This is a genomic window from Dysgonomonas termitidis, from assembly GCF_054657735.1.
On record NZ_BAAHYD010000002.1, the window covers coordinates 3,484,002 to 3,508,005 of the forward strand.

General features: G+C 42.4%; 23 protein-coding genes. 5 read left to right on the top strand and 18 right to left on the bottom strand.

The window, feature by feature from the left end:
- Positions 1–2 precede the first annotated feature (2 nt).
- From ACYQ3L_RS18700 to ACYQ3L_RS18725, 6 genes are all read right to left on the bottom strand, one after another.
- Complete coding sequence (locus ACYQ3L_RS18700) at positions 3–3,107, bottom strand: efflux RND transporter permease subunit (protein ID WP_379994395.1); 3,105 nt, start codon at positions 3,105–3,107, stop codon at positions 3–5.
- Positions 3,108–3,110: 3 nt separating this feature from the next.
- Positions 3,111–4,169, bottom strand: coding sequence for an efflux RND transporter periplasmic adaptor subunit (locus ACYQ3L_RS18705; protein WP_379994396.1), 1,059 nt, complete (start codon positions 4,167–4,169; stop codon positions 3,111–3,113).
- Between the two features lie 2 nt (positions 4,170–4,171).
- Positions 4,172–5,509, bottom strand: a complete 1,338-nt coding sequence (locus tag ACYQ3L_RS18710; protein ID WP_379994397.1) for a TolC family protein — start codon at positions 5,507–5,509, stop codon at positions 4,172–4,174.
- Positions 5,506–6,432, bottom strand: coding sequence for a DUF6268 family outer membrane beta-barrel protein (locus ACYQ3L_RS18715; RefSeq protein ID WP_379994398.1), 927 nt, complete (start codon positions 6,430–6,432; stop codon positions 5,506–5,508). Before ACYQ3L_RS18715 ends, ACYQ3L_RS18710 begins: the two co-directional genes overlap by 4 nt.
- Positions 6,433–6,605: 173 nt before the next feature.
- Positions 6,606–7,361 carry a LytR/AlgR family response regulator transcription factor gene (locus ACYQ3L_RS18720; RefSeq protein ID WP_379994399.1) on the bottom strand — a complete coding sequence of 252 codons (756 nt, stop codon included), beginning with the start codon at positions 7,359–7,361 and terminating at the stop codon, positions 6,606–6,608.
- A complete protein-coding gene (locus ACYQ3L_RS18725) occupies positions 7,358–7,921 on the bottom strand; it encodes a sensor histidine kinase (protein WP_459952471.1) in 564 nt (187 codons plus the stop codon). The genes ACYQ3L_RS18720 and ACYQ3L_RS18725 overlap by 4 nt, the downstream gene beginning before the upstream one ends.
- A 142-nt stretch (positions 7,922–8,063) precedes the next feature.
- On the opposite strand from ACYQ3L_RS18725, the gene istA reads away from it, so the two are divergent.
- Both istA and istB read left to right on the top strand, forming a co-directional pair.
- Entirely contained in the window at positions 8,064–9,647 is a 1,584-nt protein-coding gene (gene istA / locus ACYQ3L_RS18730; protein ID WP_380002093.1) for an IS21 family transposase, read from the top strand.
- On the top strand, positions 9,634–10,416 hold the full coding sequence (gene istB / locus ACYQ3L_RS18735) for an IS21-like element helper ATPase IstB (RefSeq protein WP_459952321.1): 783 nt from the start codon (positions 9,634–9,636) through the stop codon (positions 10,414–10,416). The genes istA and istB overlap by 14 nt, the downstream gene beginning before the upstream one ends.
- Positions 10,417–10,649: 233 nt before the next feature.
- Here the strand turns inward: istB and ACYQ3L_RS18740 are convergent, their stop codons facing one another.
- The 7 genes from ACYQ3L_RS18740 to ACYQ3L_RS18770 are packed head-to-tail and all read right to left on the bottom strand — an operon-like array spanning position 10,650 to position 15,229.
- Positions 10,650–11,129, bottom strand: coding sequence for a DUF7258 domain-containing protein (locus ACYQ3L_RS18740; protein ID WP_380001467.1), 480 nt, complete (start codon positions 11,127–11,129; stop codon positions 10,650–10,652).
- Between the two features lie 12 nt (positions 11,130–11,141).
- The gene (locus tag ACYQ3L_RS18745; RefSeq protein WP_380001465.1) at positions 11,142–11,459 is read right to left on the bottom strand and encodes a hypothetical protein; all 318 of its coding nucleotides are present in this window, start codon (positions 11,457–11,459) and stop codon (positions 11,142–11,144) included.
- Positions 11,460–11,502: 43 nt separating this feature from the next.
- Entirely contained in the window at positions 11,503–12,174 is a 672-nt protein-coding gene (locus ACYQ3L_RS18750) for a hypothetical protein (protein WP_380001463.1), read from the bottom strand.
- 31 nt (positions 12,175–12,205) lie between these two features.
- Complete coding sequence (locus tag ACYQ3L_RS18755; RefSeq protein WP_380001461.1) at positions 12,206–13,498, bottom strand: PcfJ domain-containing protein; 1,293 nt, start codon at positions 13,496–13,498, stop codon at positions 12,206–12,208.
- A gap of 3 nt (positions 13,499–13,501) precedes the next feature.
- On the bottom strand, positions 13,502–13,930 hold the full coding sequence (locus ACYQ3L_RS18760; protein ID WP_380001459.1) for a PcfK-like family protein: 429 nt from the start codon (positions 13,928–13,930) through the stop codon (positions 13,502–13,504).
- Positions 13,931–13,976: 46 nt separating this feature from the next.
- Entirely contained in the window at positions 13,977–14,978 is a 1,002-nt protein-coding gene (locus ACYQ3L_RS18765) for a fusion protein (RefSeq protein WP_380001457.1), read from the bottom strand.
- Between the two features lie 11 nt (positions 14,979–14,989).
- Positions 14,990–15,229, bottom strand: coding sequence for a hypothetical protein (locus ACYQ3L_RS18770; protein ID WP_380001455.1), 240 nt, complete (start codon positions 15,227–15,229; stop codon positions 14,990–14,992).
- Between the two features lie 479 nt (positions 15,230–15,708).
- Here ACYQ3L_RS18770 and ACYQ3L_RS18775 point away from each other — a divergent pair, with 479 nt between their 5' ends.
- Complete coding sequence (locus ACYQ3L_RS18775; RefSeq protein ID WP_183209675.1) at positions 15,709–15,999, top strand: helix-turn-helix domain-containing protein; 291 nt, start codon at positions 15,709–15,711, stop codon at positions 15,997–15,999.
- A gap of 3 nt (positions 16,000–16,002) precedes the next feature.
- Positions 16,003–16,311, top strand: coding sequence for a helix-turn-helix domain-containing protein (locus tag ACYQ3L_RS18780; RefSeq protein ID WP_380001453.1), 309 nt, complete (start codon positions 16,003–16,005; stop codon positions 16,309–16,311).
- A gap of 51 nt (positions 16,312–16,362) precedes the next feature.
- Here the strand turns inward: ACYQ3L_RS18780 and ACYQ3L_RS18785 are convergent, their stop codons facing one another.
- Genes ACYQ3L_RS18785 through ACYQ3L_RS18795 form a run of 3 tightly spaced genes read right to left on the bottom strand, consistent with a single transcriptional unit; the run spans position 16,363 to position 19,305 of the window.
- Positions 16,363–16,719 (bottom strand): virulence RhuM family protein, encoded by a 357-nt coding sequence (locus ACYQ3L_RS18785; RefSeq protein ID WP_044165790.1) that lies wholly within the window; start codon positions 16,717–16,719, stop codon positions 16,363–16,365.
- A 1-nt stretch (position 16,720) separates the two neighbouring features.
- A complete protein-coding gene (locus ACYQ3L_RS18790; protein ID WP_380001450.1) occupies positions 16,721–18,064 on the bottom strand; it encodes a site-specific integrase in 1,344 nt (447 codons plus the stop codon).
- A 20-nt stretch (positions 18,065–18,084) separates the two neighbouring features.
- On the bottom strand, positions 18,085–19,305 hold the full coding sequence (locus tag ACYQ3L_RS18795; RefSeq protein WP_380001448.1) for a site-specific integrase: 1,221 nt from the start codon (positions 19,303–19,305) through the stop codon (positions 18,085–18,087).
- A 411-nt stretch (positions 19,306–19,716) separates the two neighbouring features.
- On the opposite strand from ACYQ3L_RS18795, the gene ACYQ3L_RS18800 reads away from it, so the two are divergent.
- Complete coding sequence (locus tag ACYQ3L_RS18800) at positions 19,717–20,562, top strand: hypothetical protein (protein WP_380001446.1); 846 nt, start codon at positions 19,717–19,719, stop codon at positions 20,560–20,562.
- A 167-nt stretch (positions 20,563–20,729) separates the two neighbouring features.
- Here the strand turns inward: ACYQ3L_RS18800 and ACYQ3L_RS18805 are convergent, their stop codons facing one another.
- Together ACYQ3L_RS18805 and ACYQ3L_RS18810 are read right to left on the bottom strand one after the other, a co-directional pair.
- A complete protein-coding gene (locus tag ACYQ3L_RS18805; RefSeq protein WP_380001444.1) occupies positions 20,730–23,237 on the bottom strand; it encodes a bifunctional glycoside hydrolase family 9 protein/polysaccharide deacetylase in 2,508 nt (835 codons plus the stop codon).
- A complete protein-coding gene (locus ACYQ3L_RS18810; protein ID WP_380001442.1) occupies positions 23,234–24,001 on the bottom strand; it encodes a creatininase family protein in 768 nt (255 codons plus the stop codon). Before ACYQ3L_RS18810 ends, ACYQ3L_RS18805 begins: the two co-directional genes overlap by 4 nt.
- Positions 24,002–24,004: the final 3 nt, after the last annotated feature.

Sequence of the window (24,004 nt, forward strand, 5' to 3'; positions counted from 1 at the left end):
TATTATTCTTTTATTTCAATAACTTTTTTCTTACCCAATCCCACTTTTGCCAACATTTTATCCATCACGCAATAAACCACCGGAACAACAATAAGCGTCAGGAACATAGAACTAATCAATCCCCCAATCATAACCCAAGCCAGACCGTTTTTCCATTCGGCCCCTGCTCCGGTTGCCAATGCAATAGGAAGCATACCTATTACCGTTGCAGCCGTTGTCATCAGAATGGGACGGAATCGTTGTCGGGTTGCCTCAATGAGTGCGGCTTTCAGTTCCATGCCTTTTTCTTTCGACTGATTAGTGAAATCGACTAAGATGATGGCGTTTTTGGCGACAAGCCCTATGAGTGCAAGTAAGCCCAGCAGAGTAAACAGGTTAAGGGTATCCATCGTCAGAGCCAAAGCGAGTAATGCACCTATTATGGCAAGAGGAATAGAGATTAATACTACAAAGGGATACACGTAGTTATTGTATAATAATACCATGATGAGGTAAACCAACAGAATGGAAATGATGAGCGCTATTCCCATTGTGCCAAAACTTTCGTCTTGCATTTCAAGTTCGCCGCCGGGAATTATCGTGATGTCTTCCGGCAAATCAAGGGAGTTTATTAGTTGGCTAACATCTTGCCCGATGTCGCCAATGGGACGACCGCCAACCTGACAATTCAGCGTTATGCAAGCACTACGGTTACGGCGTTCCAAAATACCCGGCGCATTGCTTTCTTCTATCCGTGCAAACTGTTTCAGTTTGACTGCTTCGTCGGAGGTATTTATGAATGTGAGATTTTCAACGTCCGCCGTACTCCTGCGGTCGAAATTGTCAAGGCGGGTATTGATGTCGTATTCGTATTCATTTTGCCTGAATTTTGCATCATTGTTTCCGCTGAATGCGTTTCCCAATCCCATACCCAACATTTCAAAAGGGATTCCTAATGCCGCCATCTTTTCACGGTCAGGAATGATCCTGATTTCGGGACTGCTTTCTTCGACTGATAATTTGGGATCGACTATCCCTTTTACAGATTTGATATTGTGGAGAAGAAGATTGGCTGCCGTCCGCACGGAATCAATATGATGTCCGGTAATGTAATACTGTATCGGAGCTTCATCTATATTTCCCATTAGGTCGGTCGTTGCCACCCATATTTGTGCTTCAGGTATATGCTGTTGCAGAAAAAGTTTTGCTTCCCGTGAAAAATCGGAAGTTGAAATATTACGCTGATTATGCGGAATCATCTTTACCCGCAAATCGGCTAAGCGGGCTTGCGGTTGTCCGTTTTCTTCCGCGCCTATGGTGGTAAATACGGTTTCGACTAAGGGGCTGCTTCTCAAAATATTTTCCGCTTGGTAAGTGATTTGGTTGGATTGTTCTATGGTAACATCGCGGGGCAGTTCCAGCTTCATAACAAATTGCCCTTGATCGCCCATCGGAGCAAAGTTGCTTCCGATAAAACCGAACGCTATCAGGCTTACAGAGCCTATCAAAGCCGCAAGAGTAACCACCAACGTAATCAGCTTATGCGACAAAGACCAACCTAAAAGACTTGAAAACCATTTGGCTATCCTCTCTATCCGGTTCTCAAAAGCCCGAATGCCTCGTCCGATAAAGCCCTCGCGGTTAAATTCATCTATTTTTCCAAACCGGGAGTAAAGTAGCGGAACTACGGTAAAAGAAACCAACGAACTGAATAGTACAGCAATAGCGATAGTAACGGCAAATTGGCGAAATACATTGGCAATAATCCCCTGTGTCAAAGAAATAGGGATGAACACCACCACCAGCACCAGTGTAATGGAAACGATTGTACCGCCTATCTCACGAAGTCCATCGTATGCCGCCTGCATCCTGTTTTTCCCCATTTCCATGTGACGGTGGATATTCTCGATAACGACAATGGCATCATCGACCAAAATGCCGACCACCAGCGTTATCGCCAACAATGACATCAGGTTAAGGCTGAAACCGAACAGATACATGACAATGAACGTGGAAACGAGCGATAGCGGAATGGCTATGGAAACAATAATGGAATTTCGCACACTACACAAAAATAGTAGCATTGTAAAGGCTACCAGAATGATAGCTATTACAAGGTCGATCATCACGGAGTTGGAGGCTTCTAATGTAAATTCGGCATTATCAGCCGCTATCATAAAATCTAACCCGGAGGCTTCATATTCTGATTCTAAGGCATCCAGTATCCCCCGTGTAGTTTCGGATATTTCTACGGTATTGGCATCGGTAGAACGTTGTACTGTAATACCAATAGACGGTATTCCATTTATCCGGCTAAGGGTTTCGATCTCCTTGCTTCCGTCGTGTATGTCCGCAACATCCTTCACTTTTACGGCTGTTCGATCAGGCATATACTTCAATATCACATTCTCAATATCAGCAAGGCTGCTATATTTCCCCTGTAAACGAATTTGCGTTTGTTTATTGTCGCTTTTAATCTTTCCCGTAGGAAAATCAAGGTTAGAGTTAATCAATACATTACTAATGTCGAGAATGGAAAGCCCGTATGCCGCCATTCTTTCCTCATTGATATTTACCTGTATTTCACGTTCATTCCCACCGATAAGTGTAACCTGTGCCACACCCGGTATTCTCTCCAAAGCAGGTTTTATTTCGTGGTCGATGAGGTCATAAAATTCTGTTTCGCTCATATTTGCGACTGCTCCGATTGTCATAATGGGAATATCCGCGAGGCTAAAATCATTTATAGAGGGTTCTTTCACGCTCTCCGGCAGGTCGGAACGTATGGCATTTACCTTTCGCTGTGCATTTTGAAGGGCTTTATCCAAATCACTCCCAGCCTTTAACCGGATAGTTACCAAAGAGAAGTTCTCTATTGAGGTAGAGGTAATTTCTTCAATTCCTTCGATAGAAGAGACGGCATCTTCTATCTTTTTGGTTACGGAATTTTCCACTTCACTGGCTCCGGCTCCCGGATATAGGGTGCTGACGGAAATAACGTCAAACTCCATGCGGGGCATTAATTCCCTGTTAAGCTGTGTCAAAGAATAAACGCCGAAAAAAGCGAGTATAACAAACATCACGACAACAGTAGTCGGACGAGTGATTGACATTTTTATGATGTTCATGTTTTATAAGTTTAGAATGGATACCTCTGTACCGTCAATCAAATTGATTTGTCCGCTTTTTACAACGACATCATCGGGCGATATACCATCGGTTATTTCAATATATTCTCCGTCCGAAATGCCAACCTGTACGGCTACTTTATAGGCTTTAGAATCCCTTATCACAAATACCTGCGGGTCTTTCATGCCGCCTACAATCGCTTCTCGGCTTACTACGGGAGTATTGCGGTTGTTCCCGTCCACATTAAAAATAGCGGTGGCGAACATACCGGGCCTTAGCCCCTGATGATTCAATACCAATTCGACCGAATAATAGTATTGGTCGTTGCTTTTAGGAGAAATAGCCTCAATTCTGCCTGTAAATGTGCTGCCGGGATATACGTCTGTCGTAATGACCGCTTCCATGCCTGTTTTTAGCTTCAATACTTCTTTTTCCGTTACGTTGGCATACATTCTCAATGCTTTATTATCCACAATATCAATAACACTACTGCCAACGGAAAGCAACGTCCCTTCCTCGAAATAATCTTTGTTAATGACCCCGGAAGCGGGGGAGGTAATGGTCGTATTACATAACTGGTCTTGTAAGTCGGTTATTCTGCTCTCGATACTGCGTAGGGTAATTTGGGCATCTTCCAGTTCCCGTACCGTTACCGCACCAATGGACGCGAGATTTTGGAAACGCTCCACATCTTTTTTCGCTTTCGCTAAATCCAATTCGGAGAGCCGTATATTTTCCCGTATTACATTGTTTTCAAGTTGTGCGATCACGGTTCTCCGGCTGACAACATCGCCTGCCTTTTTGTGTTTTCTTATAACAATACCCTGCGTCTTTGAATAAACAGCCACCTCGTTTTCCGAATCAATACGACCGTTCACGCTTATTTTTTCGCTCAAATCAATATATTGGGGTTTCTCAACCATGACGGGAACTACTGTATTTACGGTCAATGATAATTCGGCATTCCGGTCAATGGTTTGTTTATTATCGACCAGCTTCCATGCGATAAGGCCGACGATGGAAACAGTTACTATAATTGGGATTACTATTTTTGATTTCATTCTTAATTGTTACTTAATAAGTATTTAAGTGTACCGCTTGCTTTCAACAAATCTATTTCTGTCTTTTTGTAGCGGATGAGTTCTGTGGTATAGGCTATTTTTACTTCATGCAAAGAGGTTTCCGTTTCAAGGAGGTCTGTTATACTCGCCAAACCTTCGGTGTACAATGCCATTGTCTGGCTATATACTTTCTCGGCCAGCTTCAGGTTCTCGGATTGCACCTGTACCAATTCGTAGATTACTTCCATTTGATTTTTCGCGTTCAGGTAATTGGCTGACAGGGTTTGCTGTGTTTCCCGAATGTTCCAATCCAAACTTTGTAGCTGTGTTTGTTTTTGTCTTATCTTGCTTCGCTTGCCTAAACCATCAAAAATTGGAATGGTTAAACGAACCCCGACGATGGCAGAGCTATACCACGGCTCTCTCGTTAGATTCAGCCTGTTTGATTGGAATTGATACCCGGCGGAGGCTATTGCCGACAATGTTGGCATATACTCCATTTTATGACTACGGATTTCAAGTTCCAACATTTCTTTTTGTTTGTTCAATACGTCGAGTTCTATCCTGTTTTGCGGCTGTGAATAGCCTCGAAGTTCGGATAGACCAATGCTTTGAACTTCCGAATCGTCCACATCAAAAGCATCTTCAATGGGAATACCGATTAGGATTTGCAGATAACGTTTCTGCTGCAATATGACGTTTCCCATATTTTTACCTCTTGCCCGTAAATTGGTTAGGTTTACCTTAATACGGTTCAAATCGACTTCCCTCGTTACGTTTTCTTCCACTCGCTTTTCCATTAGCCGACAAAGCGAATCCTGCATGGATACCATATAATGAATGTTTTCCAATTCCTGCATACTGTTAAGAATGTCATAGAAGGCATTGCTTACATCGAAAATCACTTCTTCTCTTGTCATAGCTGCCCGAAGACTTTGAAGTTCCTGATTGTTCTTGGCTATCTTAATCCCCGTAAATAAGGTGGGCGAAAAGATTATTTGTTCAACGGAAACGCCAAAATCCAATTCGTTCTTTGAACCCATCTGAACAGGGATTTGCATTCCGCTCTCGCCGATAAGTTCGCCGGGCAACATCGTTGTGGGTAAAACCAAACTATGGTCGAAACCACCCGAAGCGTTTATCTGCGGCAACACATTCGACCGGGCTTCGTTTATCTGATAACCAGCCTCACTGACATCGAGATTTGCCCTATGCGCGGCATAGCTGTTATTGATGGCAAAGTCGAGGCATTGCCCAAGCGTAAACTTCTCATTTGAATTTTGCGCCATGACACTATTGCCTGTTATCAATAGGGCAAACAAAACCTGAATCGTCCTCATTTCCCGAAATTGTATTTGATTCCGAGAGACACGTATGGGGAAACAGCGAAATAATAATCATTATCCGCTGCAAACACTCCCTTCAAAGTTCGGTCGCTGTAAGAAGCCGGACGGAACAGGTTTAGCCCTGCCATAGCAGTCATGGATAATCCGGTTTTGCCAACCTTTATTTCGGGACGAAACCCCGTAACGATATATTGGTGGGAGAATATGACATCTTTGCCGTCCTTTTCAAGCAAAGCTGCCTGTCCATTCATTTCTAAAGCATACGATAGTTTAAACCAATCGTTGAAACTATAACCTGCTGATACGTCCAACCCTTCGACCAGCTCTACATTCATATCGAACTTCCCATCAAGTTCCCAATTAAGATACACGGCAGGGAATATCATCGGATAACCCAATGAACTATTGATAGCCACACCGCCGCCAATAGATAGATTGGGTTTCAGGTGGCGGATGAAGATAATTCCGCCGCTTCCAAGTACGTGCTTGAACCTGATTTTAGAAAGATCGGCCGAAGGAGCGAGTACCGCCACGCCCGCACTTGCCCGCATCGACCATTTGTCGTTTAACGGTCGTAAGTGGTAAAGCCCTACCTGTAAATTCATGATTTCGGAAACCATATCGTCCGTGAAATTTTTGTTGTTCAACGAAGTGTACGACCCGCCAAGACCAATCCCCCAAGCAGTCGGACGATTGTTCTCATTCAGTTTCACGGATAGGGGCATATTGAACGCTCCCTGATAAACTACGGCGGAACCATTGGCATCGCCTATTTTCTCTTTTGGCTTTTCGCCGGGAGGCAGGAAATAATAACCGGAATTTCCGAGATATTCGGTTTTGAACGATAATTGTTGTGCTTTCCCTTCCAGACATAGAAGGGTTCCCAATACTACTAAGAACAATGATGCTAACTTCATGATTTTTAATTTTATGTGTTTATACTCGTTTAATTTTTCAGCAAAGGAACGATGAATAACGCAATGCTGAAAGCGAGAAACCATAGAGTTAAGAATCGACAAAGTGAAATGCAGAAAAAAGGGCATGGAATTTTTCCATACCCTATTCAAAAAGAAGAATAGTTATTTTGGGGTTATTCCAGAATCCCATCCATCCATTTTAGGAAGTCGGGCACACGTACACGGCTGACTAAGACCTCGTGTGGACAGGCAGGTTGGAAGGAGAGTTTCAAGCGACTGTTAAAGTATTTGGCAACATTCTCGATTGACTTCACATTGCCGATACAATTACGCGATACACGGAAAAACATACGGCTATCAAGCTGCTGTTCTAATTGGTCTAACGTGTAATTGATGATATACCGTTTATTGTGAAAAGTATGTAGGAATACAACCCCTTCTTCACTGTAAAAATGAGCAATATCCGCTGTTTCTATATAATGATAGTTTTCTCCTTTCGATATAAGGAAACGGTTTTTGTTTTTGGTAACCAATAACTGCTCGAAGCTCTTCGGATCGGTTTTGTGAGAATCAGTATGGAAGATATTCTCAAATTTGGTTAATGCCGCTTCTAATTCCTTCTCGTCAAAAGGTTTTAACAGGTAATCAATACTATTCAGTTTGAATGCCTTAATAGCGTGTTCATCATAAGCGGTGGTAAATATTACAGGCGTAGAAACTTCTACATGATTAAATATCTCGAAGCAGTTGCCGTCGGCAAGACGGATATCTAAAAGTATTAAATCGACAGTAGAAGTTTTCAGAAACGCAATGGTATCTATGACTGTTTTCGTCCGCTTTTCCAACGAATAACAGGGACGTAATTCCGTCATCATACGTTTTAACTCTTCGTATGCAAATCGCTCATCTTCTACTATCAGGTACTTCATAGCTGTATATAGGGGATTTTTACAATAAACATTTGGGGTGTATGCTCGACAACTACATCTTTGGCATACAATTTATATTGCTTTGTGAGATATTTCAACCCGATTCCTCCTTTATCCGTATCATTCGAGGGTTGGATATTGTTCTCTACTGTAATGTATTCACTTCCGATAGTAATTTTTATATCCAATGGCATTTCTTCCGTTGCGACATTGTGCTTGAATACATTTTCTATCAGTAATTGAAGGGTAAGGGGAATAATCATGTTACTTTCATTGGCGCACGTTTTGTTTACCGTAAAAGTAAAAGAGTTTTCAAATCTCATTTCCATTAGGAAGATGTATGATTCCAGTGCATCCAAATCTTCTTCAACAGAAACCATCGGTCGCCTATTTAGGGAAAGTACATACCGATAAGTCTTTGACAAGGCTTTGGTAAACTTATTCGCATTATTCGGATTCATATATATTAATGACGATAATACGTTCAGCGAATTAAACAGAAAATGCGGGTTTATCTGCGCCCTCTGGAAAATCCAGTGAGCGTTGCCCCCTCGTGCCAGTCTAAATTGACCCCATGTACCAAAATATGTTTGACCCTTTTCGCCAAAATAAAAATGTCCCCTGTCGGAATATAAACCAACAGGGGATTTTTATGTAATTTAGATTTACCCTCCTGGTCGATGGGTTAAAACTAAAATTACTATGACAACAAAATTAGCAAACATTCTTCATTGCTATGCAATGGGGATGGGTATAAAAGGTATCAGCGCGACCTTTGAGCTATCCCGTAACACAGTGCGCAAGTATGTGCGTTTGTTTCAAGAGAGTGGTATGCCAATGGAGCAGCTTCAGTCCATGCCGGCGAAGCGCCTTGAGGAGATGTTTGGAAGCAGCGGTGAGAGGGAACGTACCCCTTCAGTGCGTCAGTTGGAACTGGAGGCGCTCTTACCTGAGTATGCCGCAAGACTTACACGCAAAGGAGTGACAGTAAAATCTTTGTATGAAGAGTACCGGCGAGAGCATCCGGGTGGATTCCGTCATGCAAGTTTCGGCGCGTACATACAACGTTATCGGCTTGTATCACGTCCGGTGGGTCACGTTGAGCATTACGCCGCAGACCAGCTGTATATTGATTTTGCGGGCGACCGTCTAGAGGTTGTTGATGAGCAAACAGGCGAAGTCAGATCCGTTGAAGTTTTTGTAGCCATCCTTCCTTGTAGCCACTATACCTACTGTGAGGCAGTCTGGTCGCAGAAGAAAGAAGACCTTATAAAAGCATGTGAGAATGCACTACACTTCTATGAGGGTGTGCCCTTTGCAATCGTCCCTGACAATTTGAAGTCGGCGGTAACTCGGAGCAATCGCAATGAGCCGGTTATTAACGAAGACTTTGCCGCTTTTGCCGAGCATTATGGTTGTAGTGTATATCCGGCACGTGTCAGGCACCCAAAAGACAAAGCCCTTGTAGAGAACGCTGTAAAACTGATGTACAAGTCTGTTTATACCGATCTCGAAGGTCTGATGTTCCATGATTTGGAATCACTCAATGCCTGCATTATCCAATCTCTAAGTCGTTTCAACGAGAGAAAACTTACCGGACGCAATCAGTCTCGCAGGCAGTTGTTTGAAGAGGTAGAAAAAGACTATCTACGAACTTTACCCTCTGTGCGGTATCAGATGAAGGAACGCAAATCTGTGACCGTGATGCGTAATAGCTATGTAACTCTCAAGAAGCATCATTACAGCGTGCCAAAGGAATATGTAGGCAAGCGTGTCGATATTGTTTACGATGCTGATACTCTCGATATCTTCTATGGCCTGCGGCTGGTAACAACCCACCAGCGTGATGACACTCCCTATGGCTACACTCGGAAGGAGGCACACAATCTTCCCGGTAGGCATGGTAGCTACGAAAAGGATCTGGACGAGGTTTTTGAACGAGCTACTCAGATAGATAATATCGTCTTGCTTTATCTCAAGGATGTAGCATCGCAGAAGAAATATATGCCTCAGGCCTTCCGCTCATGCAGAGGTATCCTAGCCTTGGAAAAGACCTTCGGACAGGACAGGCTTGTGGCGGCATGCGCCTGTGCTTCATTGATGCGCGTTTACGGATATCAAGATGTTATCGGTATCCTGAACCGGGGCGATGATGCAGACTTTCTGCCACAGGCTGATCAGGACTCGGACACCAACTTATCACTTCCGCACCACAAGAACATCCGTGGACGTGAATACTTCTCAAAATCAACAACAAAAACTAACAACAACAATGGAAACAAATAATAAAACCGCACCCGTTACTCAGGAGAAAGACCAAAATATCATTTCTCTGGATCTGATGAACCGTATGAAGCTGCATGGTATGGCTGCCGCCTTTAAGGAAAGCCTGCAGTCCACCGTTGCCGAGTCTATGACTGCTGACGGCTTCCTCTCATTACTATTGGCTCGTGAATGGGACTATCGTTCGGATGCCTCCATACAACGCCTGATTCGAGGGGCCGGCTTTCGATACAAGGCTTATCTTGAGAATATAGACTATACCATCAATCGAAGTCTCGACCGCAACCATATAGAACGGCTCTCGTCGCTTGACTTTATCCGTCAAGGAAAGAATCTGTTCATTACCGGTTCATCCGGAACCGGCAAAAGTTATATTGCAACAGCCATTGGGTATCAGGCGTGTAAGAACGGAATACGAACTAACTATGCCAATGCATCCAAACTTATGGGAGCGCTAAAAGTTGCAAAGACAAAGGGGATCTTCGAGGCCGAACTCAAGAAAATAGAACGATGTCAGTTACTTATACTTGATGATCTCTTTCTTGTTCCTCTTGACGCTAAAGAACGTTCAATATTGCTTGACATCATCGAAGATCGTCATGAGCGCAAATCTATCATTGTGACCTCACAATTACCGGTTGCCAACTGGTATGATGCAATAGGAGAACCAACAGTCGCTGATGCCATTCTTGACCGCATCGTCCACTCGGCGCATCAGATAGAACTTACCGGTGAGAGTGTGAGAAAAATGAAGGTAGACAAAAACAAGTAAATCTAAAATAAAAATGACCCCGTCGACCAGGATAATTTAGGGGTAATCATAAAGTTTTTTCAGGGGTCAATTTAGATTTGGCACGAGGGGGCAACGCTCACTGGATTTTCCAAATTATCTCCGATGAGCGAAAAAACGCCTGTTTCCTCGCTATTTTGGGCATACTTCTTTGCTTCTTGTATAGTCGGAAATTCGCCCAACTTCCGAAAGCCTATAAATAGTTTATACATGGTTTAAATGATTTTTTCAATGGACAGAATGGGGGTATTCTTGCGTAACCATTCCTCAATATGTTCCATGTTGTATTCGGAGGTAATAACAGCCATATCATAGGCAATCAGTGTAAAACGGCTACTCTCATAGTTATCAATCCACTCTTTCAAATTGACTGCTCCCCAATTCTTATAATTACGGGCAAACATCCTGTCAATTTCAGATATGCTCTTTGTAAACCTTACCCGCAGGGTTTGGTATTTGTCGTCTATTATTTCAAGGTGGTGGAGTGAACCGAAGTCATCATGCAGTCGGGCGTGTGCCCAATCAAAATGATAGAGTTCTCCACCCCAATTATGCGGTTCATCGAAACGGGTTTTTACCTCTGCGGTATATTTCGTATGCTTTACGTCCTCGATAGTTCCCGTTACCATAAGTCCCGTAAAGATGCACTTGCACCGCTTACCTATCAATTCTTCATTTACATCTTTTGCTTTCATATCTGTTGGTTTTTAGATTAGTTCTACTTTTGTTCTATCCCTGTTTGCCCGAAATGTACCGTTGCTGAAATAGGCGTATGAGTTATGCCAGTTGGCTCTACGTCTTATGAGTGCTGTTTCGGGCGGTCGTATCTCTATCGAAGTGGTGTTAATGTTATGTCCGATAGTGATTATCAGTTCACAATTACGCCATATCTCAAAATGGGTTCTGAATCCGTGTTTGCCTACAATGAGGTTCATTGCTTCGTGTATGGCATCCTGTACCTCTAAATCCCATTCGGGAAATGGCTGTACTTTGCTGTTCATATATCCTTTAGTTATGATTTCCATTCTATTGTGTTATTATTGTGGGTGGCTTTCGCCACCCCGATTATTAAAGTTCATTATCTAAAAGCCTTGCTTCAATATCATCATAGATGTCGTTAAACCTGTCTTGGTAATCCTCGTAAAAAGAGCCGTTTTCGTCGCACATATCCTCTCGGCTCTTGCTGTACTCCTGTTCCAACTGTAAGTCCGCCAATTCGCAGATAACCTCCATTTGCAGGGATTTAGCATCGTCTTCGTCCAACCTTATTAAGCCGTTCCTACGTCGCCAATATTTATGAATACAGTTCTTATCTGAGGGCTGTATCTTCGCCCAATAAGCACGATAATGGTACTCCGTTGCCGTTTGGCTGTCTATACCCGAAATGACCGCTTTTGTTTCGTTGGTCATGTATTCCCACCATTGGTCGGCATCCTTGTAAAATTGGTAAATATTGCCGTGAAGCGAATTGTCTTTAAGTGCATATACGTTTTTTGTATGCAGGTAGCACCCTGCGTTCCTGTTCCAACATACCCGCAACCAATCGGCATTGGTTGCTTCCTCTAACTGGTTATGCTTTTCAATGGCTTCGTCCACGTTAGCAACATATATCAGTTTTCCCCCGTTATTCAGGGAGTTAGCCAAATAATAGGCGTACATATCGGCATCGCAATGGTTAAGGAAGTTCGTACCCCTTACGGCAAAGCCGTTTTCCGTTTTTACTATTCTACACTTTTTCATATCATTATTTTTTTTGTGATTGATTACTTTGTTATGCTGCCAATCGTTGTTCAATGAGTGGCATATTGTTATTTACAAGTGAAAGTATCTGACTGTGGTGCTTGGTGGTCTTGTTACATACGCCCCTGCATTGGATTACTTTCAGTTGGGAAATAGATACCTCTACGGTTTCAATGCGTTTGCCGTCAATGGTTGCCGAAAGGATAAGGGAATCTTCTTTAGTCGAATAGCTACCTACACAATGGTGCATCACTTGCCCCTCTGTTATTATCTCCTGTACGCTTTCAAGTACACGGATGCTGATACGCCCATCGGAAAATATAAGTCCGAAAAACCTCTCTTTAATAGCTTTAAATTCGGCTTCCTTTTCAAGTTGTTTTTCCAATTCAGCTTGTGCATCGGTTTTGGCTTTTTTCAGCATATATCGGTCATGCTCGGCTTTGAGGTCTGTCGGGCATACATATTTGGCATTATAGAGGTCTTTCCCGAAGAATCGAAGATTGTCTATATAGTCGCACCAAAGCGTTGCATCTTTGATTTTATAGTCGTTTCGGATGCAGATACGGATGGACTGCCAATATTTGTCTATGTTCTTCCAACCGCTGTCCATGATGCGTTTGAGTAGCTTGGTATAGCCTGTTTTTATCAGCGTTTCGGCACGGCTGTCAGTGAGTAGAGTACGGAACAGGTCTAACGGTTTTTGTCCGTAGAATGCCTTTCTAATGCCTGTGCGTTTGATTTCGGGGATAAGTTTCATTCGGGGGTAAACTACGCCCGTGTATATTTTGTCATATACATTTATGTAAAACTTGTTATTGTTATTTTCATGTCGCAGTTCTAAAGGGGTATGAAATATCCACGCATCATAATAACAAGTACCCATTGTCTGACGGAGTTTTGCGAACGTGCAATGTTTACCATTAGGAGCAATCCACCGTTGCATAACCTCTGAATAGTCGTATTTGGGCGTTTCTCCGACCTTAACCGAACAGAATAGCATTACAGAGCGCAATACCTGATAACCTGCATGGGCGGTTATTACTGTCATGTAATAACGAGCGTTGAATGTTCGTTTTTTGGTGGTTTCTACCGTTAGTTTGGCATTGCAGTTCGGACAGTTGCAATCCGTTAGGGTGGCGACCAAATGCCCTGCACCCTGCCACGAATGACCGCATTTAGTACAGGTCATTACCCCTTTTTCGGTGCGGTGTCCGATATGATCTATACCGTTTTCATACCCCCATTGGGTCTGTTCTTTCGTGAGTTTCGGCAGGGTTTTACTTGCTTCTACTACCTGTGCTTGGAATTTATTTAGTGGTTTCATGGCTCAAAAATTGAATAGGTTAGGGACTGTGTTCGTTTCGGGTTGCTTGGCTTTCGGCTTGGCATTACCGTGTTTCATTTTGGCATAGGCTTCGTCCTGTACTTTCTGAATGGCTTTCTGTCGTGCCTGTGCTTTTTCTTCATCGGTTAGGATAATGGTATGGTTTACCACAACATTACACTCAATGCGCTTGCCAACCTCGATATTGTCCTCATCGTAATAATGCAGGGCAAGGGAGTAAATTTCATCATCCGTAAATCCACATATTCCGCTTTGCTGCACGTAATTGAGAATGTAGGTTACACAATCGTCAATGTTCTTGTTCGACTTGGCATAGGTGGGGGCGAACAGTTCATCGGTCTGCGCTCTCTGTTCTAAATAACTCTGTATAGTTATTTTGAAATAATCGGTTGCTGTATTTTCTGCTTTCATTGTTTTTGTGATTTGTGGGGCGAATTGCTCCGCCCCGTGTGAATACTTAATCTAATCCGAAATAATAGGCTAAACGTTGCTCCTGTGATTTTGAGAAAATCCAACCTGCCAACTTCTTACCGTTGAATGTCAATCGGCTATTGAAGCGTCCGCCCATTGCTTTGAGTTCGTCTTTTATGGCTCTCGTTTCTCCGAATACTGCTACTGCTTTGGCTGAATATTCTACCATTGTACAACCGCCTTCGCTTTCCGTTGTCGGTTCTGTCGGCTTGCTCGGTGGCGTTGTGTTCGGTTTTCTGATACAGATATTATCCTCGTTCCCTGCGGTGTATGCAAAATCCTCTATCGTGCGATTGCGGTCATAGACTTTCACTTTTTCGATTATCCAACCGCAATATTTACTCTCTCCCAAATAATAGCCGTCGCCCATGCTGTATTTCTCACGGTGTTCATAATCCTCATTAAACTCGGCTAAATAGGCGGTTTCTTCTAAATTGGGAGCGTGTTTCCGCATTTCGGAAAAGATGTCCCGTTTATGCTTAGAAAAGTCCAAAATAACAGTGCGTTGCGTACTGTGTGCATAATAATCGGTCATTCGGTCGCTGTCGTCCTGTTTCAATCTCGCCACGATAACTGCTTGTGCATCTTCGGGGAATATCTCGGCAAAGCGTTTTCTTCCGATTTCTTTAACCTGCTCTACTCTGATTTTTTCCTTTTCGGCTTCGTCCTGCTCCGCTTGCTTCTGCCCGTGTGCTTGTTGAAGAAGTATTGCTACCTCGAAACTGTCCATAAATTGAGAGTTCTCGCTGTCGTAATAGTAACCGATACCGAATTTTTCTTTCAAGGGTCGGATAATGTCGGCTGTATAAAACTCCTTTGTCCGTAGGTTAATCAGCTTGTAAGCAATGCCCCAATCGTTTTTGCGGATTTCATACACTACATACCTGTCATAACTGTAACCCTCCATTTGGATAACCTGATTGACTTCTACCACTTGTTTGGCTCTGTCAATTTCCTTGTTTGTACCTAATAAAAATACTTTGCTCATAACTGTCGGGATTAAAAAACGTGAATGAATAAGAACCAAAAAAAGCCTATCAGAGCGACAAGAGAGAAAAGGCAGGATGCGATACCCTTTAGGATATTCCAACAGAAAACCACGCCTAAGACCACCCAAATAAAGTCAATACCCCACACATAGAAACCTACTGCGGTCGCTACTATCTTTACTACCAATCCAATGCTAAATGGATGGTTGATAGATTCATGTTTCCTTTTATTTTTTTCTATTGTTCTCATAACGTCTGACTTTTTTTTTATGCCGTAACGGAGAGGGTATGATGAGTTCTGTTTCAGTAGCTTTCAAAGGCCGGTGTTAGCCCATGTCCAGATTTTTGCAAAGAATACGCAACGTCGCCCCGGCGATGTCGGAAGATTGTTTGCAAAACCCGGAGGGCGCGAAGCGATCTTGCAGGAGCGTGAACGCCGGAAATACCTTTGCTGCTGACAACAGAACCATCATGTTTTTACCCTCTCCATATCCAGGCATATAAAAATGAGGAAGACGTTATACCGGGAGAACGGTAGAAAAAACTATATCAGTGATTGGTTATTATGGGAAACAATCACTGCAATCGCTGTATTTATTGGCGGTTGACCAACTTTGGCTGCCAGTCTGTTTTAGTTGGTAGCCACTCTATGCCATAGAAAAACAGAGCGGTAAATAGATAAATGGGAATGTCTATTTTTGTTTCTCCGGGAATACAAAGCGTAGAAATATGGAGATAATCAGTATGAGTATAAAGGTCTTTGACACTTTAGTAAAACGTGTCGAAGATATTGAAGAAAAGGCGGAGAGGTTATACCGTCGTCAGGAAGATTTAAGTTTGAAAAAATGGCTGGATAATCAGGATGTTTGCGAGATATTGGATATAACCAAACGTACCCTGCAAAGCTATCGGGAAAAGGGGTTATTACCTTATAGCCGTATAGAGTATAAGATACGTTACAAGCCGGAAGATGTGCAGAAACTACTGCAATCTTCGGCTCATCAACCGAAAAAAATGTAGGTCATGAATAATTTGATTGAAAAAAGCGATCCGCGCGTGATAGACATTTTTCGACGGTTGGAAAAGGCAAGTAGTCTGATTGATAAATTAGAAGTTCCATCCCGTCGTTCTTTTAACGGGCAACGCTTCGTTACCGACCGGGAGCTTTCGGAAAGGCTGAGGGTAAGCCGCAGGACATTACAGGAATACCGTTCGGCAGGAACTATTCCCTATTACCTGATCTGTGGTAAAATTCTTTATAAAGAATCAGAAATACAGCAATTTTTGGAAGATTCCCGAAAGCAGACCATCGACCAACAGGAATTGGTATAAACAAGAAACGACCTTATTTACGGGTCGTTTCTTGTTTCCGGCATATAGCAATCAATTCAGCATCGTATTAATGCCGGGGATTTTCCAAAGTATTACGGGATTCAATGCCTGTCCGGTAATCCACTCACGAAAATATTGTGCCTGCCGGGATTTGAGCCGGAAAGCCAGTGCCGTTATCATTTCCAGATTATAGAGTGTCAATATACTGCCGTTTCCATTATCCTTATGGCGGCAAACCATATCTTCCCGTAATATCTCGTTTTTTAGTATGGAACGGATATTGCTGTTTATAGCCGATATGAACACGCTGAAAATATCGGCGATTTCGTGCTGGGTAAGCCAAACGCCGCCCGCTATTGAACGGATAATTACCCGTCCTTCTTCTATTTTGATTGTTGTTGTATTCATTTTATTGATTGTTTGAGGGTTGAACATTCTTGTTTTTCTTCCTTTCTCCGGGATAACGGATAGCCGCCCGGAGCGATTCATCTTCATACAATGTAACTTTATTAGCTTTAGATGCCGTCCGGGATTTAAGCCGTTTCATATCTTCATCCACTTTTTTATCGGTTACTTTGGCGTATATCTGTGTGGTGGAGATATTCTTATGTCCCATCATCCGGCTTACGGTTTCAATAGGAACGCCCTGTGAGAGCGTAATATGCGTTCCGAAATTATGTCGTGCTTTGTGAAATGAAATATGTCCGGTTCCGCAAATCTTAGCGATTTCTTTCAAAAGTTTCCCCATATAGCTACGGTCATAAACTTTGAATATACGTTTGCCGGTTCTCTGAGGACGGTATTTCTCCATAATTTTCAGGGGTATTTCCAAAAGGCGTACATCACATCCTGTTCCGGTCTTTTGGCGCTTTATTTTAATCCAAAAACTTCCGTCAGAAGCCTGTTCAATATGCTCGTCAGACAATCTTGTAAGGTCGGCGTGGCACAATCCGGTGAACGTCGAAAAAACGAACAAATCACGGGCGCGGCATAAGTTGGGTCTGTCGAGTTGGCATTGCATCAGTTTCTCCAAATCTTCCAGTTTCAGATGACGGCTCTTTAGCGGTGGCAATTCGGGAAACAGTTTCATATAAGGATCGCGCCGGAGCGTTCCCTGATTGAAAGCCCGCTTGGTTATTTTCTTTAGGTTATACAGATGTTGATGCACTGTTTTTTGCTGTAACCCTCTGTCTGTCCTTAAAAAGAGATCGTAATCCTCGTAAAAACGAAGGTTAAGACTACGGAGCGTTACATCATCTGTATCGTATTTTTTCCTGATAAATGCCAAAAGATGATTGTAGGACACCACATAAAGGTCATGTGCCTCTTTCTTACGATCTACTCCAACCCGTTTTTTAAACTCGTCGTTATGTTCTTTAAAGAGTTTCATTAGCGTGAGTGGTTTTTGTGCTACACCTTTCAGGGCGTTCTTAACAAGTTCGGCCGTAACAAATCCCAAACTCTCCTTTATTTCCTTATGATGGTTTTTGATACGTTCCGTAAGCTCGTCGATAGACTTGTTTACTTGGAGCGCATTTTGGCTACGCCCTGCGGCACGGCCTTCCGATGAATTCCAAAGGGACGGATTAACGGATACTTTAGTTCCCACCTGCTGGGATTCAGCGTCAATGCTGATATTACACAATAGCTGACACATACCGTCCTTGCGGATTTTAGTACGGTTTATATAGAATAAAATCGCAAATGTGCTGCGCCGTCTATCTTTCTTATCTTCTTTGTTTTTTGCTTCCATGATTGAAATATATTAAGTTATTAGATAGCAAATTTGAATTTCCCGGCAATACGTTTCTCCAACACTTTCATATCCTCATCAATCTTATCGTTGGTGATTTTCGCATAAATCTGCGTCGTCGCAATTTGGCTGTGTCCGAGCATACGGCTTACCGTTTCGATAGGAACACCCTGTGAAAGAGTGATTTCGGTGGCGTATGTGTGCCGCCCGCAATGCCAGGTGAGCCGTCGGGCGATACCACATATACGGGCGATATTTTTCAATGCCCTGTTCAACTCCCCATTTGGGTACATCGGCAGTAGTCGTCCGTTGGTTGCTGTCCCCCGATAGCGTTCAAGAATTTGCAAAGGAATTTCGAGCATGGGAATTTCATAGTCTATTCCGGTTTTCTCACGGAATGTTTTTATCCAGACTACATTATCTTCGGCAACCGAAATATCTCCGTCAGTTAATTTGCACATATCGCAATACGGGATTCCGGTATAGCATGAAAAGAGGAATAAATCACGGATAAGGTATTGCTTTGAGGTAACAAGCGGAGTTGTCATCAGCTTATTCAACTCCTTTCGAGTAAGATATTTTTGTTGCCGTTCAGGACGCTCCGGCTCATAACCGGCGAAAGGATTTTTGGTGATGATGCCCTCGGTTATAGCTTCCCCGATAATAGTGCCCAACCGAGTAGTATATATTACTATCGTACCCGGAGCAAGCCGACGGTCAATTTTCAGATAGAGGTCAAATTTATCAATAAACGACCTGTCTAATGCAGAAAATGGAATATCTGAAAGTTTATATTTCTCTTTCAGGAACTTTGTGAGATGGTTAAGTGTGAACCAATAACCTTTTTCCGAACCTTCCTTACGGTTTACGCCGATGCGCTTGTCGAAATTCTCGTTATGGGTACGGAAATAGGATAATAGCGTTTCCTGCCCGGATGCCATGCCCAGCAATAAGTTCTTTACATCTTCGGCTGTTACGCCATCCCTTACCGTCGACAGTTCACGGTAATACGACAGGGCGGATGCTCTGATTTCGTCCAACTGCCGGTTAATTTCATTTGCCGTATGGCTTTTCCCTGTGGCACGGCCGGATGCCCATAAATCTGCAGGAACAGTCATTTTTGCACTAAAGATGGTTTCGGAGAATTTTCCGATTGAAAGCCTTGCCATTACAGGGCTTTTACCATCCTTTTTCGTTTCATTCCTTTTCAGGTAGAATGACACCTTTACGTCCTTTGTCATAACTCTGTTATTTAAGTGTAAAATTACTTGTAACAGAGTTATTTTCAGTTGTATAAAATATGGAGCGAATGGGAAACAAACTCCAATTTTCTACTAAAAAACCCATCTTTCTGCCGTTAGTGCGAAAAAAGGGTTATTTTTGAAAGACGTTTTTAGAAAAACAAGTGCTCTTTAAGGTGATTATCTTTATTCAGGTTGTTTTTGCTTCCTAATTCGACTAACCAAAAAGGCAGTATATAGGTAGCAAATCTTTCGCTTAACTGCTCTATATTCTTCCACTTTGCCTATTAGAAGAATATAGCGAAACAACGCTGAACTAACCTAACAACCAAATACTTACTCTATTCTTCCAAATTTTGCCTATCTTTGCGAGATTCTTTATATATTTGTAGTAATTTAATATTAAAGTTTGTGATTTTACTAGCCGAAAGTGGTTCAACAAAGACAGAATGGTGTTTAGTTGACAGAGATGGAATAGCTGAACATTTTTTATCAGACGGTATTAATCCCTTTTTTCAAACAAGAAAAGAGATTAGTCGGCTTATCAGGTTACAACTGCCTCAAATATTTTTTAAGGCCAGATTTACCTCTATATATTTTTATGGAGCAGGTTGTTCGTCCCTCGAAAAAAAGAATATAGTAAAGGCTTCACTCGAAGCACAATTTAAAATCCCCTCCATAATCGAAAGCGACCTTTTGGGATCGGCTCGTGCGCTATTTCAGGATGAAGCAGGAATAGCTTGCATTTTAGGAACAGGGTCTAACTCCTGTTTCTATGATGGAGAAACAATAATTAAGAATGTCAAGTCTTTAGGATATATACTAGGAGATGAAGGCAGTGGCGCATCACTGGGAAAAGCGTTTCTATCCGACTGTTTAAAAGGATTAGCTCCGAAAGACCTGATTGATCCATTCTATAAAAAATATAAAATCGATCCGGATGAGATAATGGATTATGTATATTCAAAACCTTTTCCAAACAGGCTTTTATCTGTATTATCATCCTTTCTGTATGAACATTTGGAACATCCTTATGTCAACAATCTGGTCAGACAAAACCTAAGGTCTTTTTTCGAAAGGAACATTCTTCAATACGAATACAATGAGTATCCTATACGGTTTGTAGGATCACATGCAAAAATGTATTCATTCATGTTGCGTGAAATAGCGCAAGATATGGGAATCTACATAGATGTAATCATAGAAAATCCGATCAGAGGATTAGTTGAATACCACCGGAATAACGAACAAATATAGAAAAGACAGAACACAAGTCAATATTGTGTCCTGTCCTACCTAAATTAAAACTCAGTACCCCGGCAAAAGACAGAAAGCACCCGGCAGTACGAATCCGGTTAAATCTCCATTAACAACCAGAATTTTCACTTAATTACAAACGACTTATAGATAAATAGTTATCTTAATTATAAGCGGTCGAAAGAATAACCTTTCTTCTTCAATCCTTTAATTATCTCATCCAGACGCAAATACAATTTATCAGTACGGCTGTCATGTGTTCCCGGATGAATGAGTATAATAGCACCGTTTAAACCATTCTCTTTCTCAAAAGCAAATAACTGATCGATCAGTTGCTGCGACGACATATAGTTTTTCATATCAGGTGTCGTATAGTCGGCAGCCGTCCGCAATCCCGAAGTAAAATTAATTGTCACCTGTCCCTGCGTTTCAATGAGACGCACCGTTTCTCTATTATACCATTCGGATGGTGGCAAATAATAATCCACTTTATTTATATCTACTCCGAAGCGGGCTAGTTCGCCCATATTTCGCCGGAAATCATTTATAAGGCTATCGGTGCTCACCAATGTTTTTTCCCGGTTGTCCCAAGAAGCATAAAGAATATGTTTATCGGAATGTCCTCCTATATAGTGTCCTTTACGGATAATTTCTTCTATGACCGGCTGATGCTCTTTCATCCTTAAACAGTTACCGGTAAGGAAGAAAGAACCTTTTATCTTATTATTGTTCAACACCTTGAGTATTGAAGGCGCACCTTCAAACGCAACATCAGCAGAAAAAATCAGATGAATTACTTTTTTTCCGGTATCGATACGAACAGTAGCCCCCTGATTATCAATTACTGATTTAGTCTTTTTTTTTTGAATTTTACCTGTTTTTTCCATTGTGGACAGGTAAAAACTCAAACTGGCTGTTCCATCCATTGTGGGTTCGTTTGATGAATAATCTCCCGGATCGTCATGATATACAGCAGCTCCAAACTGAAATGGTGCGTAATCATCTTCATATTTCAAATGTATTCCTCTGAGATTCTCATATATCGACTTATAAATAGGCCCGTCCACCAATCCTCCGTAAGGTACGTCCTTGATAATTTCCGATACGAAAGAATGCGACCGTAGCGGTGAATCGCCATTCTCAGGGAAACCGCAGATCATGGATGTTCCCCACGGATTACAACCAAACAGCCAATCTCTCAATGCCGCTTCCATCTCCAGATATGTGTCGTCGCCCGATGTCTGATAATAAAGCTGAGCCTGGGTTATAGCAGCAGCAACCAGATTATTCGAACACCAGATAAAAGGGATTCCGTTCAGAAAAGGGTCATTGTATTCATTGGCCCTTTTCAAAATAGACTCAAGCCCTTTCTTCATAAATCCGGTATACTTATCGCTTATCACCTCATCGTTCGACTGGGAAAGATAAAAATGTCCGAGATTTACAAACGGATAGTATTGATAATGGCGTGCCCGGCCTAATTCCATCCAAGGGGTTATTTCTTCCAGTTGCCCCCAGTAATCTGCTTTTTTCAGCCATGAATTATCTTTTGTTATTGCATATTTAGCGGCAGCAGCCAACTCCATATCGTCCACCCAGTTATCTTCTTCATAAAAATAAGGAGAGACCACACAGGCCGTCTGAAAATTACCCAGATCAGACTCAGCAAATCCATAAGCAGATCCTGCTTTTTCTTTAAGTATAATAGAGAAATCCGGGTCCATATCCTTAAATATGTCGGCTCCCAGAGCAAATGCAGATGCAAATTTAGCGGCACTCGAAGAAACGCCTGTCGTACGGTTCTTATGCTCTCTCAATCCTTGTGATTTGCCGGTAATAAAATAAACGGGACGTCCTGTACCTTTGCCCCATCCATAGTCTACAAAGTCACGGGAAGGATAACGCATGCTGGCGTGGTCACGATCATCGGCTATCTGATTGAACATGACCGCCGAATCAGGATTCATTCTCACCATCCACTCCAATCCCCAACGTATTTCATCCAGGATATCCGGTATTCCGTTATTGCCTTTTTTGCCTGCGGCATCATGTTCGTCTTTGAATATTGTCTTATCCGGTGTTTGTTGCCACGCAAACAGCATCTGGTATGTAGCATTGGCCGAAGTAGGCAGGTACTGCAGATAATCGGAAGCATCGTGCCACCCTCCGCGAACATCTATTTTCTCGCCTGTACGTGTAGGATGATCGACTATAAATCCGTCATGCTGATGACAAACAGTATCCAGATACGGATTAAATCCGCAACGTTGCTGACGCATATATTTTAGCAAAAAGTCTGCTGAACCGTTATATACATCTGCATTTATCTTAAATACCGGAGATTTTGTTCCGTTAATCTCGATATAATATTGACCGTCTTTTTCCACAGGTGAGAATGGAAGGCGTAGAGCCGTTTTCATTCCCCATCGTCCAGCATTGGTTTTTGTCCCCTTTCCTTTATAAACAGATGCATCTGATTTTGCATCTTTTATTTCAAACGTCAGATTATCAGTTTCATCTTGGGAAATAAAAACAGCGGTTTTCACACTGCCCGGCAAATATCCCAGCTGATTGATTCTAACCCACGACTTTTGGGCGCAGGCAAAGCCGACAAATGTAAACGTGAGCCATACAATTAGTAAATAGCGGCATTCCGCTCTTTCTGATATTTTCATTTTTTATAAATACTTTGGTTAACTAATTCGTCAAATAGCATAGCTATTTTATCTGTTACAACTGTAGCATACACTTCCCCCTTATCGGCAGAAGACCTACGCGGATTACCTATGCCGGTATCAGAAGATACTTTTGCCCAGTTACGCGGAACCCATGCTACTTTATTATTCAGGGATTCTATATTAAAAGGCTTGCTTTCACCGGTCCCCGCCATGCTCAGGTCTACCAATCCGGGATGATAATGCAGCATGACGGAAGTTTCCATTTCACCGGCATGATCATCTCTATTTTCAAAATAATTATCCTGCGCTTCTACCGAAAACCAGTCACAGCAGGCAATAACCATTTGCGGATAGTCTACACACAGGTCACGTATGAGAGGTCTAAAACTGTTGCCCCCGTGTCCGTTTATTATTACCAGAGTATGGATATTCTGGTAGTCCAATGATTCTACGATATCATACAGAATATGTTTCTGTGTTTCATAACGCGTATGCAGACAGAATGGTAATTCGCGTTGTCCCGGATTTTGAGCGCCAAGAGGGATGGGTGGCAACACCATTCCTCTGACACCATATTTAGCCCAGGCCTTTGCGGCAGCATCCACTGCAATATCATGGGCGAGGTAACAATCGGTAAGATACGGCAAATGATAATTATGAGGTTCTGTGGCGCCCCATGGCAATACGGCAAACGAATACGATTTACTTCTTATATGTCCGTAATTTTCGACTTGCAGGTCGATATGTTCCAACTCACCCATGAC

Coding starts and splice junctions, on each gene's coding strand:
- ACYQ3L_RS18700 (WP_379994395.1), bottom strand. CDS start 3,107: ATGAACATCATAAAAATGTCAATCACTCGTCCGACTACTGTTGTCGTG.
- ACYQ3L_RS18705 (WP_379994396.1), bottom strand. CDS start 4,169: ATGAAATCAAAAATAGTAATCCCAATTATAGTAACTGTTTCCATCGTC.
- ACYQ3L_RS18710 (WP_379994397.1), bottom strand. CDS start 5,509: ATGAGGACGATTCAGGTTTTGTTTGCCCTATTGATAACAGGCAATAGT.
- ACYQ3L_RS18715 (WP_379994398.1), bottom strand. CDS start 6,432: ATGAAGTTAGCATCATTGTTCTTAGTAGTATTGGGAACCCTTCTATGT.
- ACYQ3L_RS18720 (WP_379994399.1), bottom strand. CDS start 7,361: ATGAAGTACCTGATAGTAGAAGATGAGCGATTTGCATACGAAGAGTTA.
- istA (WP_380002093.1), top strand. CDS start 8,064: ATGACAACAAAATTAGCAAACATTCTTCATTGCTATGCAATGGGGATG.
- istB (WP_459952321.1), top strand. CDS start 9,634: ATGGAAACAAATAATAAAACCGCACCCGTTACTCAGGAGAAAGACCAA.
- ACYQ3L_RS18740 (WP_380001467.1), bottom strand. CDS start 11,129: ATGAAAGCAAAAGATGTAAATGAAGAATTGATAGGTAAGCGGTGCAAG.
- ACYQ3L_RS18745 (WP_380001465.1), bottom strand. CDS start 11,459: ATGGAAATCATAACTAAAGGATATATGAACAGCAAAGTACAGCCATTT.
- ACYQ3L_RS18750 (WP_380001463.1), bottom strand. CDS start 12,174: ATGAAAAAGTGTAGAATAGTAAAAACGGAAAACGGCTTTGCCGTAAGG.
- ACYQ3L_RS18755 (WP_380001461.1), bottom strand. CDS start 13,498: ATGAAACCACTAAATAAATTCCAAGCACAGGTAGTAGAAGCAAGTAAA.
- ACYQ3L_RS18760 (WP_380001459.1), bottom strand. CDS start 13,930: ATGAAAGCAGAAAATACAGCAACCGATTATTTCAAAATAACTATACAG.
- ACYQ3L_RS18765 (WP_380001457.1), bottom strand. CDS start 14,978: ATGAGCAAAGTATTTTTATTAGGTACAAACAAGGAAATTGACAGAGCC.
- ACYQ3L_RS18770 (WP_380001455.1), bottom strand. CDS start 15,229: ATGAGAACAATAGAAAAAAATAAAAGGAAACATGAATCTATCAACCAT.
- ACYQ3L_RS18775 (WP_183209675.1), top strand. CDS start 15,709: ATGGAGATAATCAGTATGAGTATAAAGGTCTTTGACACTTTAGTAAAA.
- ACYQ3L_RS18780 (WP_380001453.1), top strand. CDS start 16,003: ATGAATAATTTGATTGAAAAAAGCGATCCGCGCGTGATAGACATTTTT.
- ACYQ3L_RS18785 (WP_044165790.1), bottom strand. CDS start 16,719: ATGAATACAACAACAATCAAAATAGAAGAAGGACGGGTAATTATCCGT.
- ACYQ3L_RS18790 (WP_380001450.1), bottom strand. CDS start 18,064: ATGGAAGCAAAAAACAAAGAAGATAAGAAAGATAGACGGCGCAGCACA.
- ACYQ3L_RS18795 (WP_380001448.1), bottom strand. CDS start 19,305: ATGACAAAGGACGTAAAGGTGTCATTCTACCTGAAAAGGAATGAAACG.
- ACYQ3L_RS18805 (WP_380001444.1), bottom strand. CDS start 23,237: ATGAAAATATCAGAAAGAGCGGAATGCCGCTATTTACTAATTGTATGG.
- ACYQ3L_RS18810 (WP_380001442.1), bottom strand. CDS start 24,001: ATGGGTGAGTTGGAACATATCGACCTGCAAGTCGAAAATTACGGACAT.